Origin of the sequence: Streptomyces sp. NPDC002588 (genome assembly GCF_040295925.1) — a bacterium.
Lineage (GTDB): Bacteria > Actinomycetota > Actinomycetes > Streptomycetales > Streptomycetaceae > Streptomyces.
This window is the reverse complement of the sequence record NZ_JBEOWF010000007.1, coordinates 189495-209661: the sequence shown is the minus strand read 5'-3', so window position 1 is coordinate 209661 and position 20167 is coordinate 189495. Positions and strand designations below refer to the sequence as shown.

Here is a 20167-nt window from a genome sequence, read left to right as displayed (position 1 = left end):
ATGAACAACTCGGTATCGAACACCGCCCGGTTGCTGGGGGCGGGCCTGCGAGCCCTGCTCGTGCTGACCCTGGTGACGGGCGTCATCTACCCGCTGGCCGTCACCGGCGTCGCCCAGGCCCTGTTCCACGACAAGGCGAACGGCTCGGAGGTCAGGGCGGACGGCAAGGTCGTCGGCTCCGCCCTCATCGGGCAACAGGGCTACAGCCTGGACTACTTCCAGCCGCGCCCCGCGAACGGGCTCGGCGAGAACTCGGTCAACACCCGGTACAAGCTGCTGCTTTCCGGCGCCACCAACCTCTCCGCCGACAACAAGAACCTCGTCAGGTCGGTGGAGGAGGCCAAGGCGGCCGTCGTCAAGGACAACTCGACGGCCGGCTACCGGGTCAGCCCCTCCCAGGTCCCCGCCGACGCCGTCACCTCCTCCGGCTCCGGCCTCGACCCGGACATCTCCCCGGCCTACGCCGACCTCCAGGTCCACCGCGTCGCCGAGCGCAACGGACTGACCGTCGCCCAGGTCCAGAAGCTCGTCGACGCCCACACCGACGGCCGCACCCTCGGCTTCATCGGCGAACCCCGCGTCGACGTCCTCGAACTCAACATCGCGCTCAAGGAACTCGCGGCCAGGAGCTGAGGGCGTGACCCGACCCGAGCGGGAGCCGGCGGCCGGTGACGGCCACCGGTGCCGCCGACTCCCGCCGCGTACGACAGGAAGGCGCCGCCCATGGCAAGGGTGCTGGTGGTGGAGGACGACCCGCAGCTCGTACGGGCCCTCGTCATCAATCTCCGGGCACGCGGGTACGGAGTCGACGCGGCCCCCGACGGCGCCACCGCGCTCCGCCTCGCGGCCGCCCGCCGGCCCGACGTGGTGATGCTCGACCTCGGGCTGCCCGACATGGACGGCGTCGACGTCATCACGGGGCTGCGCGGCTGGACCCGCGTCCCGATCCTGGTGCTGTCCGCCCGGCAGGCGTCCGACGAGAAGGTCGCCGCCCTCGACGCGGGCGCCGACGACTACATCACCAAGCCGTTCAGCATGGACGAGCTGCTCGCCCGGCTGCGGGCCGCCGTCCGCCGCACCGAGGAGGCACTGCTCGACCCCGGCACGTCGCTCGTCGAGACGGGTGACCTCACCATCGACCTGCTGGCCAAGAAGGTGCACAGGGACGGGGGCGACGTCCGGCTCACGCCAACCGAGTGGCAGCTGCTGGAGATCCTGGTCACCAACCCGGGACGGCTGGTCTCCCAGAGGCAGCTGCTGCAGGAGGTCTGGGGCGCCGCCCGGAGCACCAAGACCAACTACCTGCGGGTCTACATGGCCCAGCTGAGGCGAAAACTGGAAACGGATCCCGCCCACCCCCGCCATCTCATCACCGAGCCCGGCATGGGCTACCGCTTCGAAGAGTGAACACGGCACGCGGCAGGCGCACCGCGCCCACGACCTCGGCCCGGCCCGCCCCGACGCGGACCGAACCGACTGCTCAGAGCCAGTCCCGCCGCTTGAAGATGATGTACAGACTGGCGCAGACAACCCCCATCAGCACGATCGCGAAGGGGTATCCGAACACCCAGTGCAACTCCGGCATGTGCACGAAGTTCATCCCGTAGATCGTCCCGACCAGCGTCGGCGCGAACAGGATCGCCGCCCATGACGAGATCTTCTTGAGCCCGGAGGAGGCCGCTCGGGTTTTGGATGCGGCCTTTCGAAGCGCGGGCAGGGAGCGGCGGTCGACCGTCAATGATGCGGGGGCACCCTGGAACGAGAGCGGGTCGTCCCATTTCTCGGCGCGCTGAACGATGCCGGGGTGCCCGTCGGCGGCGCATCCAGGAACAGTTCGGTTCCGTCAAGTCAGCAGTTCTTTCGCGCGGTGGGCGAAGAGGTGGGCTTCGCGTTCGGTGGACAGTGCCAGGGCTCGTTCGGCGGTGGCCCGGACGATGGCGGCGGGTTCACCGCGGGCCTGTAGCACCCGCGCCCGTATCAGGAGCAGCAGGCCCTCGGCGTAGCGCTGGCCGTGTGTGTCCAGGGCCGAGTCCGCCCGGTCGAGGGCTGCGGCGGCTTCGTCCAACTTGCCGGCCATCAGCCACATTTCGCCGAGGAGGCCGTACCAGGTGGCGAGGCCGGAGCGTGGTGGGTCGGCCAGCGCCACGGTGATCAGTCGTTGCGCCTCCGCCGCGGCGCCGGCCGGGTCCTCGCCGGTCACGGCGTGCGCCCAGCACAGAGCCAGCCGCTGGTAGCTGCCGAGGAAGACGAACGAGAACTCGGGGTCCAGGGCACTCCCTCGCTCGGCCGTGCGCAGCGCCTGCGTGGCGTCGCCGGCCAGTGCTGCGGCCGTGCAGGCGAATGCGGCCCAGACGGTGATCACGTAGGGGTCGTCGTCAGCGGTGGTCTCGATCGTGTCGAACAGTGCCTGTGCTGTGGGGAGGTCGCCGTGCAGCGCGGTCATCAGTGCGAGCATGGCAGGCCCGAGCAGCCGCAGGTCGCGCCGGAGCGGGTCCTCCCGGCCCTGCGTCAGGGCGTCGAGCATGGTCGAACTGGTCTGGCTCAGGTACCGGTACGCCTCGCCGATGTTGCCGACGTCCCATTGGTGGATGCCCCACGCGTACTGGCCGTACGTGCGGACGACCGGGTCGGCGGATGCCTCGCCCTGTTCCAGCAGCCGCCGTGCCAGTCGTCCGGCGCGGTCGAGTTGGATGCCCTGGGAGTGGGCGGCCCAGCGGGAGAAGAGGAAGTCGGCGGCCTCCCGTTCCCGGCCCAGGCCACGTGCCAGGTACTCGGCCCGTTCCAGCAGTTCGAGCGCCGAGCCGACGTACCCCGCCCGCATCCCGTCCACCGCGGTGAAGAGGGAGAGGGCGGACAGTTCCAGCTCCGCCAGGCCCGCTGCGCGCGCCACCTGCGCGGCGGACTGCAGCTGTCGTGCGGCGGCATCGAGTGCTGACTTTCCCGCCGCGCAGCGGCCCGCGCGTATCAGTGCGGTGGCGGTGCGGGCCGGGTCCGCGAGTGGGCCGGCGGCCCACAGGTGATGGGCGAGGCGCTCGTCGTCCGTGGTCGTGTTGTGCTCCAGTGCGTCCGCGACGAGCAGGTGCAGCTGGATCGCCCGAGGCGGCGGTGTGGCATCGGCGACGGACTCGCGGACCAGGTCGTGTGCGAAGCGGAACGAATGCGGGTCTCCGGGGGAGGGTTCGAGGAGGCCGAGTTCCTGTAGGTGTTCAAGGCGGTCGAGGCAGGTCGGCATGTCGAGTCCGGCGGCGCGCGCGAGCAGCGCGAGGTCGACGTCCCGGCCGATCAGCGCGGCGATCTGTAACAGGTGTCTGGTGTCGGTGTCCAGTCCGGCCATCCGGTCGCGAACGACGTCCCGGACGGTGGCGGGCACTCCGGTGCGTGCGGTGGCGGCCTCGGTGAGGACGCTGCGGTCGGCGAGGAGGCGGGACAGTTCCCGGACGAAGAAGGGGTTGCCCGCGGTGCGGGCGTGGATGTTGCGGGTGGCGCCGGGGCCGGGGTCCTGGCCGGTCTCCTGGCGGACGAGTTCGGCCACTTCGGCCGGGTCGAGCGGGTCGAGCCGGATCCGGCGGTGGCGGGGCAGCCGGCTCGCCGCGGCGAGCAGCCGTTCCAATTCCGTGCCGGGTGTGGGCGCACGGTCGCGGAGCGCCCCGATCACGGCAGTGCCGCGCGGCAGGTGAGCCGTCAGGTGGCTGAACAGATCGAGTGAGGCGGCGTCGGCCCACTGGAGGTCGTCGACGACGAGCACCACCGGCCGGCCCACCGACACCCGGCCCACGAGCGCGACGGTCTGCTCGAACAGGCGGAACTGGGTGCCGCTGTCCGGCAGTACCGGCGTTGTGGGAACGCGCCCCTGCGGCCCCAAGAGGCGGCCGAGTTCGCCGACGTGCCACTCCTCGCGCGTTGTGGCAGGCAGACTGCCGAGGATCGCGCCGACGGCCTGCACCCAGGGCCACATCGAGGGCGTGCCGTCTCCCTCCAGACAGCGACCCCAGACGACGAGTGCGCCGCTCCGGCGGGCTTCGGCGTCGGCCTCCTCAAGCAGGCGGGTCTTGCCCACCCCGGGTTCTCCCTCGACCAGGACGAACCCGGTGCCCGCGGCCAGTGCCGACTCCACGGCCTGCCGCAGCACCGCGAGCTCCTGGTCCCGGCCCACCAGGCAGCCGCCGGACGGGGTTTCGCCGGCAGCGATCGGCGGCCGTCCGTAAGGCGTTTCCTCGGCCGGTGCCGGTGTCTGTTCCAGTACGCGCCGTTGTGCGGCCACCAGCGCCGGGCCAGGATCGATGCCCAACTCCTCGGCCAGCTGGGCGCGAACGGTCCGGAACACCGCCAGCGCTTCTGCCTGTCGGCCGGCGGCGGCCAGGGCCATGACGAGACTCGCCTGCACCGTTTCGTGCAGCGGCGTCATCCGGGCGGCGAGATACAGCGAGGGGAGTACGCGCTCGGGCTGCCCCAGCGACACTGCGAGCTCGGCCGCCGCGACGCAGGCGTCGAAGAATTCGCCATCCAGAGCGGTGAACACTGCCATCGCGGTCGATCCGTGGGCGATTCCGTCACCGGCCGGACCGTGCCAGAGCTCCAGCGCCTGCACGTAGGAGTCGAGTGCGACATGCGGCTGCTGCTCCGTGACGCCGGTTCTGGCTGTCTGGACGAGTTCCCGGAAGGCGACGACATCGAGCATGCCGGGGGCGGCGGCGAAGAGGTATCCGTTGCCGCGGCGTTGCAGATACCTGCCGGTTCCGCGTGGGGGCAGGGCAGGTTCCAGCAACCGCCGTAGCGCACCGACGTACTTCTGGAGGATGTTGACGGCCGAGGCCGGGACGTCCTCGGCCCAGACCAGGCCGATCAACTCGCTCACGCTGACCGGCCTGCCCGCCTCGGCGAGCAGAACCGCCAGCAGATACGCCTGCTGCGGAGGCCCCGCATCCAGTTCGACACCGTCCCGCCAGATCCGCAACGGACCGAGAATCTGCAGACGCACAGGCGCGCCGGGGGCAACCATGCCTGTTCCCAATCCTCCTCATGCCCACCGGTCGACCGCGACCGGCTGCCGGGCCAAGTACTCCAGGGTGTAGTCCGCGGCCTGCGGCCATCCGCTGCCAAGAGTGAGCGCCCGCGACCGGGGAACTGCTCGGCACGAAGCCTGTCAGGTGCGTCCTTCTCGCAGGGCAACCGAGCCGAGGCAACACGGGTCTTCCCGTCCCAGCCATGGCGGTGGAGGGGCTGATTCTGATGGGCTCACAGTCCGAGGAGTTGGAGGCCCACGCCACCGTGCTCCTGCACGCAGAGGAGAGTATCAAGGCGTTCTTCGAGTCTCTCGGTCACGTGGACCCGGGCTTCACCCTGCAGACGTACAGGCATCAAGTGCCGTCCAAATGCGCCGCAGCCGTGAAGTCTGCTGGGAAGGGCCTCTGCCAAGCCGAGCGCATGGTTGGGCCGTCCTGCCAGAGGCTTCACTTCTGCTCACGGTCGATCGTGCCGCGTACGTGAACTTCGCCGCTCAGTAGTCAGTGCGGTTTGCCCCCTGGCAAGTGGTCAGGGAGCAAACACTGCACGGCCGTCACATCGATTCAGCTGCCCGAAGCGAAATGCGGAGGTTAATGGCGCCGGGGTGGCTCATCCCGGCGCCGGCTGCTTTCTCGTACGCTTTTATATCCATTCGAAGCACATCGGCGCGCCTGGAACCTCGGTGTTCGCCTCCTCCACGCCGGGCAAGCCTGGCCGACTCCCTGGCACTCGGGTGTGCTGCGATGCGGAGACCACGTGGTCTCCGTGCGAGCCAGGGCGGTTCAGCGTGAGCGATTCTCGCGGAACGGATGCCTACATCTCTGCCGCCCTCAGACGCTGGGCCGCCGTGTCGCCGCGTCGGCCGACCGGTACGACACCTGTCGCGGCGCCGAGGCCGTACGCGGGCATGTCGACGTACACCGATTCGTAGGAGCCTGCCGGGACGATGAACGTCTCGTGCCAGATACCCACATGACCCTTCCCGGCACGTGCTCGTCGGTTGAACGCTGCCCAAGCGGGCCGGTGCTCCTTGTCCTGCTGGTGGGCGTAGGCGAGGAGCCGTTCCTTGTCGGACCAGTACTGGACGACGTAGAAGTCTCGGGGGCTGCCGTAGAGCACCTTGTAGCCGAGGAGCCCGCTGCTCTTTTCCTGTGACAGCTCGCGCAGCATTCGCGGCATCGACATGAATGCCGGCAACCAGCTGGAGAGTGCTCGCAGCCGGTTGATCCGTAGCCCGATGTGGAAGACGACGACGTCGCCTTCGGCGGCGGCGGTGTTCCGACCCGGAACCACTTTCTCGGACATGATCCTCCTTTGGCCCTCGTTGCGATGGTTCAGGTCATGGCCGGACGAGTGATCGGGATTTCGAACGAACCGCCCAGAGGTGGATCACCAACCCGATACCCCAGCCCAGAATCGACCACAAGGGCCAGAAGAAGTGGTCGGGTGTGAAAATCGCCCACAGCACCACCTGGGCCACATTGGCGATGATGTACCAGAAAAGGTGGACCCGCAGGCCCCATCTCATGGCCTTTTCGCTCTTATGCATTTTCTCTCCCGCGGATCATCGGATCGATTCACTTGCGGTGATCGGCGGTGCTATCGCGGGAGACCCTGTTCCTGCACGGCTGTCTCGATGAGGGCCACCGTCGCACCCGGCCGGGAGACGAACACCATGTGTGAAGCACCCTCGACCACCTGGGTCTTCGCGCCGGAACGCTGGGCCATGAACTCCTGCGTCGCCGGTGGGATGATCCTGTCGGCGCCGCTGATGAGGTTGTAGTTCGGGATCGTGTGCCAGGCTTGCGGACCGGTGGCGGGCTCGCCGAGGGCGGCGCCGGTGGCCGGGCGTTGCGTGATCGAATAGAGGGCGGCTTCCTCCGCCGACACGTCGGCCGCGAAATGGGGATGAAAGACCTTCGGGTCGATGTACAGGTCCACCTGTCCGTCGGGCAGTGGCACAGGCTTCAAGGACTCGCCCACAGTGCTGCCCGGGAACCGCTCGACCAGTGCTTGCGCGCTCTCGCCCGTCTCCGGCACGAACGCCGCCAGGTAGACCAGTGCCTTCACGTTCGCGTTTCCCGCGGCGGCAGCGGAGATGACCGCACCGCCGTACGAGTGCCCGACCAGCACGATCGGTCCCTCGATGCTGTCCAGCAGCGCCTTGACGTTGGCCGCGTCAAAGGTGAGCCCTCGAAGTGGATTCGGCGCCGCGACCACCGGATGACCGTCGGCGACAAGCCGCTTGGCGACGGCGTTGAAGCCGCTGCTGTCGGCAAAGGCTCCGTGCACGAGCACGATCGTCGGATTCCCGCTCACCATGGACCAACCTCTCCTTCGGATGACGGCCGGCAAGGACCGGAGCGGGTATCGGGTTCTCCCGCACCGTCCGGCTGACGGCCACTTCTTCGAACCGCGCTCGCGGGACACGTCCGCCGGCGCGACATCGACCGCCGGAAGCGTCCGGACACGTCGGTCGGCGAACCGGACGCACGACCGCGGCGACCGTGGTGGGTGTGCGGATGAAATTCAGCGAAGAACGACACGGCTGCGCACCCTCGGGCTCGGCGCAAAGCTAGGACGTGGCAGTGGACGGGAATTGAATAAGTCCGGGACCTGGTTCCGGATGGCCTCCCCTGATCATTCAGTCGACGTCAAGCCGGTTCGGTCAATCTGAGCCCGCGGGGGACGGATGACTGGGGGTTGCAGATGGTGTCGGACGAGGAAGCCGACGTGGTGGTGATCGGGTCGGGCATGGGCGGTCTCGCGGCGGCGCGCACGATCGCGCAGTTCGGCGGGAAGCGTGTTCTCGTCCTCGAACAGCACTACACGCTCGGCGGGATGACGCACGAGTTCTCCCGCGCCGGGCGATACCGGTTCGGCACCGGGCTGCATTACATGAGCGCAAACGCCGGCCCGTTCCTCGGGTTCATGACGGATGGACGGGCGCAGCTTTCGCCGCTGCCGGACGAGTACGACGCACTGCACTTCCCGGGGTTCGATTTCGCCGTCCCCGCCACGAAGGAGGGGTTCCGCACGCGTCTGAAGGAACGGTTCCCCGCCGAGGCCGACGCCATCGACGGCTTCTTCCGCATCACTCGCTGGGCCATGGCCGGGCTGGCCGCGCGCAATTTCTTCGCATCGTTCCCCGCCGGGCTGCGCAAAGCGGGCGCGCCCGTCGTCGAGCGGCTGTTCCCGTCGACGTTCCGATCGTTGCGGGACCAGGTTGCCCGCAGTTTCCGCGATCCGCGTCTGCGGGCCGTTCTGGCCGCGCGGTGGGGGCTGTACGGCACTCCGCCGGCATCGAGCGCGTTCGGCTATCACGCGGCGGTCCCGCTGACCTTCTTCATGGAAGGCACCGCACATCCCGTGGGCGGCCCGCAGGAGCTCAACCGGGTCGTTCTGGAGATCCTGCAGCGGTATGACGTGGTGCTGCGCTCCCGGCAGAGGGTTCACGAGGTCGTCGTCGAGAGTGGCAAGGTGGCCGGTGTCGACGTCGAGGACACCGCCACCGGCCGCCGCTACCGTGTGCGGACGGACACCGTTGTCTCGGCGGCCGGAGTGCGCAACACGTACGCCCTGATCGGGAAAAGCCACGAACTGGCGGAGCTGCCCGAGGAACGGTCGGCGGTCATGTTGTTTCTCGGGCTGAACCGGTCGCCGGCCGAGTTCGGGCTGCGCGGCGAGAACCACTGGTTCATGCCGGGTCTCGACGAGCACGACAGCATTCATCGCCCTCCGGGAGAAGGCACGCTGTACGTGTCGTTCGCCTCGCTCAACAACCCGGCCGCCCGGTTCCACACGGTGGAGCTGCTCGAACTCGTCGATCCGAAGGTGGTCGACGAGTGGCGCGGGACGCCCGAGAACGAGCGGCCGGACAGCTACCGGAAGTTCAAGGACGAGCTGACCGGACGGCTGATCGCCCGCCTGGAGGAACGCTGGCCCGGCTTCCGGGAGACGATCGCGTTCGCCGAACTGGCGACGCCGCTGTCGTTCGAGACCTATCAGCACAGCGTGCGGGGATCCTTCTACGGACTCGCGGCGACTCCCCAGCGGTTGCGCTCGGCGCGGGCGGGATGCCGTACACCGGTCAAGGGCCTCTTCGTGGCCGGGCAGGACGCCTGGGGGTCCGGCGTGGTGGGGGCTCTGGCGGGCGGGCTGATGGCGGCGAACGCTGTCCTGAAACCACGGCAGCTCGGGACGATGTGGAGGTCCATCCGTTCCGGCGGGACGACCCGCGGTTCGGCCACGCCCTGGGAGGGCTATCTGCGTGTGGCCGGCATCGAGGTGCTGACCCCGACGGTCCGAAGGATCCGCTTCGAACCCCTGGACGGGCACACGATGCCGTTCTCGTTCGCCGCCGGGCAGTACGTGAAGGTCGACCTGCCCGTCGCCATCGATCCGATCGAACGGTCGTACTCGATCTGCAGCAGTCCCGGGGAGAGCGGCTTCATCGAGATCGCTGTGAAGCACGAGCCGGACGGGCTGGGCTCGGGATTCCTGCATGAGGAACTGGAGCTCGGGCTGGCGTTGCGGGTGAGCGGCCCGCACGGCGAGTTCACCTGGGAGCCGGGCTCCGAGGAAGGCACGGCGGACACACTCCTGCTCATCGCGGGGGGCGTCGGGATCACCCCGCTGATGAGTGTCCTGCTCGCGGCCGCCGACGCCGGTCACACGGGGCGGATCGTCCTGCTGGCGAGCTACCGGACCGAGGGCGAGGTGGTGTTCGGGCCGGAGATCGAAGCGCTGCGGTCCCGGCTGCCGGGGCTGGAGGTCTCGGTCTTCGCGACCGACCGAACAGGGCGGATCGGTCTCGACGAGTTGCTGCCCCATGCCGGCCCGACGACCCGCGTGCACCTGTGCGGGCCGGCGCCCATGATGCAGGCCCTGATCGGCCGCCTGACGGAACTGGGGGTGCCGCGAGAGGCCATCCGCACCGAGGCGTTCGTGTCGGGCCGGAGCAAGGAGACCCGCCGGGAGAAGGCGCACGCCATCGCCGTCGCCGCCGCGGCGGCGGGTGTCACCGAGTTCATGATCGGTACGGTGGGCGGCGCCCCGGCGTTCCCGTGCAGCCCCGGACAGTCGGTCCTCGACGCCGCCAACGCCGTCGGCGTCGCGTTGCCCCAGTCGTGCGGCGAGGGCGCTTGCGGTACCTGTCGGGTGCGGGTGCTCTCCGGCGCCTACGAGACCGACGACCGGGGGATGTTCTCCGCCGACGAGTTGGCGGCGGGCTGGCGGCTGGCCTGCCAGACACTGCCCACCGAGGACTTGGTGATCGGTCACTAGTGCCGCGGCAGGCAACATTTGCCCGTCGAGGAGCGGCGTCCGGCGCGTGCTCTCGGCGTGCCGGGTGCACGCCCTCGTACTGGATGTACTTGGGCTTGTGCCCGGTGCGGCGGTGGGGGCCCCTCCCGCTCGAGCGAAGTCGAGAGTGGGGGAGCGTGCCGGGCGTCGCGACAGGGCGAACGTTGCCTGCCGAGCACTAGGACGGGCCGACCGCGGTTACTGTCCGCGCGTCCCGTCGACAGCACGACGGACAACGGCTTGCGACTCCAGCATGTCCAGTTCAGTGGCACTCGGCACGTTGCCCGGCTGAAGAACCTGCCGCGATCACCTGTCGCCCCTGGTCGTTTTGCCTTGCCCTTCTGACCAGCAATCAGCAGTAGTCGCTTTCCCCGCCGCGTGACTTCGTCACCACGGGCAATGGACGGCAGCGAGGGCGACCCGGGACTGGGAATGGAAAAAGGAATGGCCTCCTCCGACGCGTCCCTGCGTCTGCAGGTTCTCGGTCCGCTACGGGTCTGGCGAGACGGCGTGGAATTGGACGCCGGTCCTCCGCAGCAGGCGTATCTGCTCGCCGTGCTCCTCGCCCGTGCGGGCGAGCCGGTCAGCATCAGCGAGTTGGTCGACCTGATCTGGGCCGAGGACGTCCCGGCCTCGGCGGTCAACATTCTCCAGAAGTATGTCGGCGCGCTGCGGCGGCTGCTGGAGCCGGCGTTGCCCGCGCGTGAACCCGGCTCGTACCTGCAGCGTCGCGGCAGCGCGTACTTGTTCGTGGTTGCTCCCGGGACACTGGACGTCGTCAGGTTCCGTGAGCTGGTCGACGCGGCCGAGGGCGCCATCGCAGAGCAGCGGCCCGTTGCGGCACTCGACGGGTACCTGGAAGCGGTGGGGCTCTGGCAGGGCTCGGCCGGCGACGGGGTCGCCTACGGCTCGACCGGTATGGCGATCTTCGCCGGGCTGGACGGCGAGTTCCACCACGCCTGCGTGGCGGCGGCCGAGTTGGCGATAGGGCTCGGCCGGCCCGAACGGGTGCTCCAGTCCTTGCACATGGCCGCCCGGATGGCGCCGTTGCACGAGAGAGTGCAGGCGAGTCTCATCGCCGCCCTGGCTGCCGCCGGTCAGCCGGCCGAGGCGCTGTCGGTGTTCCGGACCGTCCGCGCCCGGCTGGCCGAGGAGTTGGGCGTCGACCCCGGCCCGGCACTGGTGGCCGCTCATCTGCGTGTGTTGGAACGGGCACCGGCTGAGGAAATGCCCTATGAACGGCCTGCGGCACCCACCACCGGGGCGTCGACCGCCGACTGCCTGGTCGGCCGGGCCGAGGAACTGGCGGTGGTGCGGCATGCGGTGGAATCGGCACTCGCCGGAGCGACGGGGCTCGTGCTCGTCGAAGGAGAACCCGGAGTGGGTAAGACCCGCCTGCTTGAGGAGGTCGGCGCCGAGGCGAACCGGCGTGGCGCGCTCGTTGTCCGGGGCCATTGCCTGCCGGGGGACGGCACGCCGTCGATGTGGCCGTGGGCGCAGATCATCAACGTGCTCCTGGACGACGTGCCGGCCGCAGCGCGGGGGAACTGGCAGGCGGGCGAACTCGGTCGTCTCGTGACGCCGCGCGGCAACGGCCACACGACGTCGGCCCTGCCGGACAGCGGCGTCCAGTTCCGCTTCTTCGAGCAGGCTGTCGCGCTCGTCCGCCAGGTTTCCGCGCGGCGACCTGTGGTGCTCGTCGTCGACGACCTTCAGTGGGCCGATGCCGCCTCGCTGGATCTGCTCGGTCACCTGATGGCTCGGCTGCCGGGCGGCACCGCCGTGATCGGGGCGCTCCGCGACCGTGCGCCCGCGCCGAGCCCGGAACTGGGGCGGATGCTCGCCGCGGCGAGTCGGCTGCCCGGTCACCGCCGGATCCCGCTCGGCCCGCTCGGCCCGGCCGAGGTGGCCGAACTCGTCCGCCGTGAGACGGGGCAGGACCCGGGCCCGGGTGCCACCCGCCTCATCCACACCCGCACCGCAGGCAACCCCTTCTTCGTCCGCGAGCTGTCCCGGTTGCTTGCCGACGGCCGTGTCCTCACGGAGGCCACTGCGGCCCGGACCGCGGTACCGGCCACTGTCCGGGATGTCGTTCGCGACCGGATGACCGGACTGGGGGCTGACGCCAGAAGCCTGTTGCAGATCGCCTCGCTCATCGGCCGTACCGTCGACCTCGCTCTCCTTGCCCGCACCGCCGGCCTGGACCACCAGACGTGTCTGGACCGCCTGGAGTCGTGCGAAGGGCTCGGCCTGCTCCGACCCTCGCCCGGGGACCCCTACTCCTTCGGCTTTCCGCACGACCTGGTCCGCGAATCGGTGGCCGAGGACATACCGCCACCGCGCGCGGCCCGACTGCATCTGCTGATTGCCGACGCTCTGGAGCACAGGGCCGCGGACATCGAACTGGTGGCCGAGCGCCTCGCCCACCACCTGTGGTCTGCCGGCCCCCTCGCGGATCCGGCCCGAACCGCGACCGCGCTCGTCCGCGCAGGCCGCTGCGCGGCGGCCAAACTGGCTCTTGAGGCAGCCGCGCGCCAGCTTCACACGGCCGCGCAGGTGGCACGGACGGCGGGCCTGGCGGAGCTGGAGCTGGCTGCCCTGTCACTGTTCACCGCGGTGGACGGCATGCGGGCGGGATACGTGGGTTCAGCGGTCGGCCTGCTGGAGCGGGCTGAACACCTTTCCCGTGTACTCGACCGGGAACGGGAGGCCGCCGACTTCCTCTACTCCCGCTGGGCCGCGTACGCCCAAGGCATGAAACTGGACCGCGCCGGCCGACTGGCCCGACGGCTGCTGGAGCAGGGCGAGGTGTCCGACGACCCGGTGGTGCGCACCTACGGCTGGTGCGCCTGGGGCATCCACCAGTGGGGTCTCGGCAACATCGGCGAGGCGTTCCGGTACCTGAGCCGGACCGACTGGTCCGTGCGGGACGACCCGGCCCATCAGGAGGAAGACCCGCTCCGGCGCGATCTACGGCTGATAGGGGGCGGGATGCTCGCGATGATGACCGCGCTGCACGGTGACACCGAGGCTGCGCTGGCCCTGCTCGACACGATGGAGGCCGCCGCAGGAGACGATCCCTACGTGATCACGGTGTGGGCGACCTACTCCGCACGGGTCGCCGCGTTGATCGGCGACCCCGTGCGGGCACTGCGCGCGGCTGAGCGCGGGATTGCCGTCGACCCAGCGTTCGCGTTCGGCTTCCTCGGCAGCTACCAACGGCTGGCCCGGTGCTGGGCGCGCGCCGTGACCGGCGAGGATCCGGCCGGCGCAGCCGCAGAGGCACAGGACCTGATCGTCGCGTCGCTCTCCGACCCGCCGCGCTCGGGCCAGGCCACCTGGTACGGGCTCCTCGGCGAGATGTGGCTGGCAGCCGGAAAGCTGGACGAGGCCGACGCAGCGCTCGACCGAGCGGACTCGGCCATCGAAACGTACGGCCAGTGCTACGCCGAAAGCCTGCTGCTTCTGCTCCGGGCGCGGGTGCTGCAGGCACGCGGCGAGCCGGTCGCCCCCCTCCGGGCCGTTGCCGAGCGGGCGCACGCACTGTCCGTCGAGCGCGAGGCCCACCTGTTCGCCCGCCGCGCCGAGGAACTGATGGCCGAGCTTGCGGACAGCGCAGCCCGCTGACATCCGCGGTCAGGCCGCCCACCGCCGGTGGGCGGCCTGACCGCGTGCTCCGGCGGCCGCCGGCCGGCCGCCCGCATGCCCGAGCACTACGAAGCGACGACCCGCAACGCCGCACTCGTCGGCAGGCACCTTGTCGTCGTCATGACTGGGCAGTTGACGGATCCCGACCGGGGACCGGCACGTCGAAGCAGTTCAGCACCATCGCGATGAGGCAGTAGCTGCCGATGAGAAACACGAGCTCGCCGACCCCGTCATGGCCCAGCAACTGCGTGGCCCGGTCGTATGTGGAGTCCGGCAGTACGCGCCCGGAGGTCAACGCCATCGCGACGTCGTGGGCGACGGCCTGTTCGTCACTCAGCCCGGAGGGCCGTCCGCCCGCCGCCAAGGTCGCGGTCTGTGCCGCCGGCAGGCCGACCTCATCTGCCGTCTGCTCGTGTGCGTACAGCAGGTACCGGGCGCCGTAGGCGCCGCCGACGGTGAGGATCGCCACCTCGCGAACAATGGGGTCGAGGCGAGCCTCGGCCGCGACCGCCCGCTGCAGGAACAGAGCCGGAACCCCGAACGTGGGGAAGTGCAGCATCGCCGCGAACGGCCCGACGAGCGCGCCGTCGTCGTCGAGGATGACGACGCGGTCCTGCTCCTCGCTGACGAGGCCGGCGATGCCGTCATGCACCTCGCGGAGTTGAGGGTTGAGCTCATCGGGTGGGATGGGTCGAATACGCATACGATGCTCCTCCTCAGAGTCCGTCGGTGTACTGGCCGTCGATGAGTACGAAGGCGACCCGGCAGTTCGCAGCCGACCGGTTTGCCCATGCGTGGTTGGTGCCGCGCTGAATCACGATGTCTCCGGTGCGGATGATGGTCTCGTCATCGTCGAGGACCAGCGTGAGCTCGCCCTCGACGACGATCCCGTAGTCGATCGTCTGCGTGCGGTGCATCAACGGATGAGGGGCGCCGGCAGCGGACCGTGCGGCGTCGGCACCGCCCATCTCCCCGAACTTCTCGGCCGCCTCGACCCCCGTCAGGTTCCGGATCCGGTCGTCCTCCGGAGGGAAGTCGATCACCCGGATGCGAGTGCCACGTTCGGGAGGTCCGAGCACCAGACCGTCCTCCGCCGGCTCACCCGACTGCCGGTCGATGACGGCCGGCGTCTGGCGTGTGTTCCACACCTCATAGAAGGTCGGGCCACCAGGTCCGCCGACCGCCACCACTCGAGTCGGCGGTGCGTCCTGCGTGATCACCGCACGGTCGGACGCGTCATGGCCCGTCACGATTCTCCGGAACGGTTGCACTGGGCTCATATGAAGTCCTGCCCCTTTCGGCTTATTTGGGCATTCAAGGTCGTCGCGTCAGTGCGGTAAGCCGCCCGGCAGGCAGTGGCGCCGCCGCACACCGCAAGACTGGCGCCCTCCACTTGACGCGGAGTGAACCGTCTGCGGACGGTGCTCCAGCGCCCGTAAAGTCCGTGTCGCCACGCCCGCCCAGCGAGAAGGGCGCCGACCGACGTCGCCCTCGCCCGAATGAGAAGTCGGCACTCGCAACGGAGGATCCGACGATGGTGCCGGTGCGCCGAGCGGTAGGAGATCTTGGCCAATGCGTCAAGTGCCGGCGCTGAGGTGGCCGACGCCCCGCACCGGCCCCCTCCGCCGACGCTGCACCGCAGGCTGCGGCGTGTCGACGGCCGCCGGCGCACCTGCGAAGGCGCGATCGAGCCTTGCCGCACCCAGCGGTGGAATTCGGCCCGTCCACGTACACTCGCACGAAGTCGGCACTAGCGAAGACCGGATCGTCTCCGTCCCGGGATCGAGGAGGGTAGTGGTGCCAGTCCTTGCGGCCCGGTCCGGCGGTGAAGATCAGCAAGCCGGGAGCGGATCGCCGTATCTGCAGGTCCTGGGCCCGTTACGGATCTGGCGTGACGGTGTCGAACTGGGTGCCGGGCCACGGCAACAGGCATACCTCCTGGCCCTGCTGCTGGCCCGCACCGGCAGGCCGACCAGCACGAGGGAGCTGATCGACCTGATCTGGGGCGAAAGCGCCCCCTCCACTGCCTTGAACGTACTTCAGAAGTACATCGGCGCGTTGCGACGGCTGCTCGAACCCCTACTGCCCGTCCGAGAAGCCGGCTCGTTCCTCCATCGTCGCGGCAATTCCTACCTTTTCACCGCCGGCCCCGCCACGCTGGACCTCGTCGCCTTCCGAGAACTCGTCGATGCCGCCAGAACCGCGCTGACGCAGCACGATCGCCAGGTGGCCCTCGATCACTACGTCGGAGCGCTCGGGCTCTGGCGCGGCCCGGCGGGCGACGGCATCGCCGACGGGACCATCGCCACGACGGTCTTCGCCGCACTCGACAACGAGTTCTACGACGCGTGCACGGCGGCGGCGGAGCTTGCGGTGTCGATGGGCCAACCGGAGCGGGTGCTCGCGGCTCTGCAACTGGCCGCATCGATGGCGCCGTTCAACGAACTCGTGCTGGCCGGTCTCATCGGCGTTCTCGGCGCTGCCGGACGCCAGGCGGAAGCGCTGTCGGTGTTTCGTCAGACCCGCGACCGGCTCGCCGAGGAGCTCGGCATCGACCCGGGTCCGGCGCTGGAGGACGCGCAGCGGCGGATTCTCGCCCAGCCCCTGGCGTCGCCGCCTGTGCGGGAGGCGGACGAGGAGGCCGGGCGGACCACGGCGGCCACCTTGATCGGCCGGACCGAGGAACTCGCCACGCTGCGGCGCATCGTGGAGCGCGCACTCGCCGGCGGCACCGCGATCGGCATCATCGAAGGCGAACCGGGCGCAGGCAAGACCCGGCTGCTGGAGGAGGCCGCCGCCTTGGCGGGTCGACTGGGTGCACTCACCGTCTGGGGCTCCTGCCTGGAGGGCGACGGGACACCGGCGATGTGGCCATGGGAGCAGGCACTGAGCCAGGTCGTCCGCAGTCTGCCCGCTCCGGCGAGCGAGCAGTGGCTCACCGGCGGGCTGGGCAGCCTCCTTGCGGCGCGGGACGACGCGGCCCGGGAACTCCCCAACGGCAACGCCCAGTTCCGGCTGTTCGAACAGGTCGTCGCCCTCGTCGGACAAGCCTCGGCGCGGCGGCCGACACTCCTGATACTTGATGACCTCCAATGGGCCGACGCCACCTCCCTGCAGTTGTTGCAGCACCTGGCGGGGCGGCTTCCCCACGGCACCGCGATCATCGGCGCGCTACGTGACCGCGCACCCACACCCAGCTCGGACCTCTCCCGGGTGCTGGCCGCTGCCAGCCGGCGGCCCGGTCACCGGAGGTTCCGGCTCGGCCCGCTCGGTCCGGCCGACGTGGCCGAACTCATCCGCCACGAGGCCGGCCAGGATCCCGGCGACGCCGTCGCCCGCGCCATCCACGCCCGTACCTCCGGCAATCCGTTCTTCGTCCGCGAACTTTCCCGGCTCCTCAGCGGGGTCGGCGCGATCGGCGACGGCGGCACATCCGCGTCGGCCGGGGTCCCCTCCACCGTCCATGACGTCGTCCGCGATCGGATGGCCGGGCTCGACGACCGCGCCCGCGACCTGCTGCGGGTGGCCGCGCTCATCGGCCGCGACGTCGACCTCAGGCTGCTGTCCCGCGCCACCGGTGTGGACATCGCGGAGTGTCTCGATCGCCTGGAACCGCTGCATACGCTCGGGCTGCTCGAACCCGGGCCGCAGGGCCCGTCCTCGCTACGCTTCGCGCACGACCTGGTGCGCGAGTCGGTCTCCGAGACCGCGACGACACAGCAGGTCACCCAGCTGCATCTGCGTGTCGCGGACGCGCTCGAACAGATCCATGCCGACGACGAGGACGTCGCCGAACGCCTCGCCTACCACCTGTGGGCCGCAGGTCCCCTCGCCGAGCCCGATCGCACCGCGGAGGCGCTCATCCGCGCCGGGCGCCGCGCGGCGGCCAAGCTCGCCTTCGAGTCCGCCAATCGGCAGCTGCGCTACGCCATACAGGTCACCCGCGCTTCCGGACTGATGGAACTGGAGTTCTCCGCCCTCACGCTGCTCGCCATCGTCGTCAGACGACAGTCGGGATACGACGCCTCGACCTTCGACCTGCTGGAGCGGGCCGAATACCTGGCCCGCACCCTCGGCCGGGAGGCGGAGGCCGCCGACTTCCTCTTCATCCGTCTGATGGGTGCCTACACCTCCATCGAGAAGGGCCGCGGGCAGTTGGCCCGCCGCATGCACGAGCTCGGTCAGGTGTCCTCCGATCCGGCCGTCCGACGCTACGGCCGGCAGGCCTGGGGCCTGCATCAATGGGACATCGGCAACATCGGCGAGGCGTACCGGTCCTTCACCAAGGAGGATGTCGCCGCCGCCGGCGGCGCCCTCGCCCCGGACGAAGAGACACCGCTCCGGCGGGACGGCAGCATTCCCGGGGAAGGGCCCGGCTGGCGGGCGGTCATGACCGCGCTGCACGGTGATGTCGACGCGGCGCTGGCTTTCGTCGACACCTGGGACACCCCGGGGGACCCGTACGCGGCCTCGGTCTGGGTCTACTACACGACCATGATCGCTTCCATGGCCGGGGACGCCCGAGCCGCACGGCGAGCCGGCGAGCGGTGGGCCGCCGCCGGCCTCGCCCGTCTCCGCGCCCAGATCGACCACTACATCCGGCAGAGCTGGTGCTGGGCACGGGCCCTCACCGGCGAGGATCCGGTCGGCGCCGCGGCCGAGGCCGAGGAACTCCTGGTCGCCCACCTGCTCGATCCGCCGCAATGGGGCATCGCCTACCACTACGCACTGATCGCCGAGATGTGGCTGGCAGCCGGATCGCTCGATCGGGCCGACGCCGCTCTCGACCGAGCCGACCAGGCAATGTGGGACTACGGCCAGCGATACGCCGAAGGGCTGCTCCTGCTGCTGAGGGCCCGCCTGTTGCAGGCCCGCGGTGCACCCCCCACCGCTGTCCGGGCCGCCGCCGAACGGGCCTACACGCAATCCACCGCATGTGAGGCGCACCTGTTCGCGCGACGCGCCGAAAGACTCCTCTCAGGACCTGGAGGCAACGCATGACCGCAGGCCCTGAGGAACAGAGCGGGCTGACGGCCCTGGCCCGTGGGCTCTCGGCGCCGAAGGGCTTCGTCGACGCCAGCCTGGCCGCCCCTGCCCCCGGAGCGATTCGCCTGCTGGGTGGCATCCCCGCGCCCGAGGCTTTGCCGGTCGAGGCGATCGGCCAGGCAGCGGCGCAGCTGTGGCAGGCTCCCGACGCCGCGGTCGCGTCCCTGCAGTATGCGCCGGCGCGCGGAAACGCCGCGCTGTGCGACTGGATCGCGAAACGGGAGGGCGTCGACCCGAGCCGGATCGTGGTGACGAACGGTGGCATGCACGGCCTCGCACTGGCGGTGCTGACCGTCGTCGAGCGCGGTGCCACCGTCGCGGTGGACGATCCGGTGTTCCCGGGTTTCCTGTGGGCCCTGGAGGTATCGACGACGCGGATCCTGCCGGTACCGGTCGTGGCCGACGGCTTCGATGTCGAACACCTCGCCCGGCGGCTCGCCACCGGCGCCCGGATCGCCGCGGCCTACACCGTGCCCGACTTCCACAACCCCGCCCAGGTCAGTCTCTCGGCGCCGAAGCGGCAGGCACTGATCGAGCTCGCCGAGCGGTACGGCTTCTACGTGATCGTCGACAATCCGTACCGCGAACTGCGCTTCGGCGGCCAGGACCAGGGTGTCGCGGCCTTCAACCAGTCGGATCGGGCGATCCACGTCAACACCTTCACCAAGACCCTCGGCCCCGGCTGGCGCGTGGGCTGGCTGGTGCTGCCGGACCACCTCGTGGACCCGGTGATCCGGCTGCGCAACCGCCTCGACGTACACACATCCTCGGTGACTCAGGCGATAGTCGAACGGCTGCTCACCGACGACGCCCAATGGTTCGACCGGATCGTGCGCAGCGCCACCGCGCTGTACCAGGAACGCGCCGGCGTGCTGATCGACGCCCTGCAGGAACAACTCCCGGGCGCCCTCGACATCGTGGCCCCCGAAGGTGGGCTGTTCCTCTGGCCGCGGCTCACCGACGACGCCGTGGACCCCGCAGCGCTGTTGCAGCGGGCGGCGGCCCACGGCGTGATCTACCAGCCGGGCGAGTTCTTCGCGGCGGACCCCCGGCGGCGGTCTTCGGCCCGGCACCTGCGGTTGTCCTACAGCGACCGTACCCCGGAAGAACTGCGGGAGGCCGTACGCCGACTGGCCCTGGCCTTCTGAGGACGCAAGCGAGCAAC

At 70.1% G+C, this 20167-nt stretch carries 12 protein-coding genes and 1 pseudogene; 6 read left to right on the top strand and 7 right to left on the bottom strand.

Going from position 1 to position 20167, the window contains the following annotated elements:
* Both ABT057_RS10400 and ABT057_RS10395 read left to right on the top strand, forming a co-directional pair.
* Positions 1-633: a potassium-transporting ATPase subunit C gene (locus tag ABT057_RS10400; RefSeq protein ID WP_352342076.1), complete on the top strand. Its 633-nt coding sequence runs from the start codon at positions 1-3 to the stop codon at positions 631-633.
* A gap of 90 nt (positions 634-723) precedes the next feature.
* Entirely contained in the window at positions 724-1407 is a 684-nt protein-coding gene (locus ABT057_RS10395; RefSeq protein WP_352342075.1) for a response regulator, read from the top strand.
* 73 nt (positions 1408-1480) lie between these two features.
* Here ABT057_RS10395 and ABT057_RS10390 read toward each other — a convergent pair.
* From ABT057_RS10390 to ABT057_RS10365, 5 genes and pseudogenes are all read right to left on the bottom strand, one after another.
* Positions 1481-1666 (bottom strand): annotated as a pseudogene (locus tag ABT057_RS10390) (CorA family divalent cation transporter); the annotation flags it as partial.
* Between the two features lie 177 nt (positions 1667-1843).
* Complete coding sequence (locus ABT057_RS10385) at positions 1844-4999, bottom strand: ATP-binding protein (protein WP_352342074.1); 3156 nt, start codon at positions 4997-4999, stop codon at positions 1844-1846.
* A gap of 818 nt (positions 5000-5817) precedes the next feature.
* Positions 5818-6309, bottom strand: coding sequence for a DUF4188 domain-containing protein (locus ABT057_RS10375; RefSeq protein WP_352342073.1), 492 nt, complete (start codon positions 6307-6309; stop codon positions 5818-5820).
* Between the two features lie 34 nt (positions 6310-6343).
* Complete coding sequence (locus ABT057_RS10370) at positions 6344-6553, bottom strand: 2TM domain-containing protein (protein ID WP_352342072.1); 210 nt, start codon at positions 6551-6553, stop codon at positions 6344-6346.
* A 50-nt stretch (positions 6554-6603) separates the two neighbouring features.
* Entirely contained in the window at positions 6604-7326 is a 723-nt protein-coding gene (locus ABT057_RS10365) for an alpha/beta fold hydrolase (RefSeq protein ID WP_352342071.1), read from the bottom strand.
* Positions 7327-7713: 387 nt separating this feature from the next.
* Here ABT057_RS10365 and ABT057_RS10360 point away from each other — a divergent pair, with 387 nt between their 5' ends.
* Both ABT057_RS10360 and ABT057_RS10355 read left to right on the top strand, forming a co-directional pair.
* Positions 7714-10290: an FAD-dependent oxidoreductase gene (locus ABT057_RS10360; protein ID WP_352342069.1), complete on the top strand. Its 2577-nt coding sequence runs from the start codon at positions 7714-7716 to the stop codon at positions 10288-10290.
* A 462-nt stretch (positions 10291-10752) separates the two neighbouring features.
* Positions 10753-13935: an ATP-binding protein gene (locus ABT057_RS10355; protein ID WP_352342067.1), complete on the top strand. Its 3183-nt coding sequence runs from the start codon at positions 10753-10755 to the stop codon at positions 13933-13935.
* Positions 13936-14074: 139 nt separating this feature from the next.
* Here the strand turns inward: ABT057_RS10355 and ABT057_RS10350 are convergent, their stop codons facing one another.
* A complete protein-coding gene (locus ABT057_RS10350; protein ID WP_352342066.1) occupies positions 14075-14659 on the bottom strand; it encodes a carboxymuconolactone decarboxylase family protein in 585 nt (194 codons plus the stop codon).
* 13 nt (positions 14660-14672) lie between these two features.
* Positions 14673-15104 (bottom strand): cupin domain-containing protein, encoded by a 432-nt coding sequence (locus tag ABT057_RS10345; protein ID WP_352342065.1) that lies wholly within the window; start codon positions 15102-15104, stop codon positions 14673-14675.
* A 649-nt stretch (positions 15105-15753) separates the two neighbouring features.
* Here ABT057_RS10345 and ABT057_RS10340 point away from each other — a divergent pair.
* Together ABT057_RS10340 and ABT057_RS10335 are read left to right on the top strand one after the other, a co-directional pair.
* Positions 15754-18957, top strand: a complete 3204-nt coding sequence (locus tag ABT057_RS10340; protein ID WP_352342064.1) for an ATP-binding protein — start codon at positions 15754-15756, stop codon at positions 18955-18957.
* The gene (locus ABT057_RS10335) at positions 18954-20150 is read left to right on the top strand and encodes an aminotransferase-like domain-containing protein (protein ID WP_352342063.1); all 1197 of its coding nucleotides are present in this window, start codon (positions 18954-18956) and stop codon (positions 20148-20150) included. The genes ABT057_RS10340 and ABT057_RS10335 overlap by 4 nt, the downstream gene beginning before the upstream one ends.
* The last annotated feature ends 17 nt before the right edge of the window (positions 20151-20167 follow it).

Coding starts and splice junctions, on each gene's coding strand:
- ABT057_RS10370 (WP_352342072.1), bottom strand. CDS start 6,553: ATGCATAAGAGCGAAAAGGCCATGAGATGGGGCCTGCGGGTCCACCTT.
- ABT057_RS10385 (WP_352342074.1), bottom strand. CDS start 4,999: ATGGTTGCCCCCGGCGCGCCTGTGCGTCTGCAGATTCTCGGTCCGTTG.
- ABT057_RS10395 (WP_352342075.1), top strand. CDS start 724: ATGGCAAGGGTGCTGGTGGTGGAGGACGACCCGCAGCTCGTACGGGCC.
- ABT057_RS10365 (WP_352342071.1), bottom strand. CDS start 7,326: ATGGTGAGCGGGAATCCGACGATCGTGCTCGTGCACGGAGCCTTTGCC.
- ABT057_RS10375 (WP_352342073.1), bottom strand. CDS start 6,309: ATGTCCGAGAAAGTGGTTCCGGGTCGGAACACCGCCGCCGCCGAAGGC.
- ABT057_RS10335 (WP_352342063.1), top strand. CDS start 18,954: ATGACCGCAGGCCCTGAGGAACAGAGCGGGCTGACGGCCCTGGCCCGT.
- ABT057_RS10360 (WP_352342069.1), top strand. CDS start 7,714: ATGGTGTCGGACGAGGAAGCCGACGTGGTGGTGATCGGGTCGGGCATG.
- ABT057_RS10350 (WP_352342066.1), bottom strand. CDS start 14,659: ATGCGTATTCGACCCATCCCACCCGATGAGCTCAACCCTCAACTCCGC.
- ABT057_RS10400 (WP_352342076.1), top strand. CDS start 1: ATGAACAACTCGGTATCGAACACCGCCCGGTTGCTGGGGGCGGGCCTG.
- ABT057_RS10355 (WP_352342067.1), top strand. CDS start 10,753: ATGGCCTCCTCCGACGCGTCCCTGCGTCTGCAGGTTCTCGGTCCGCTA.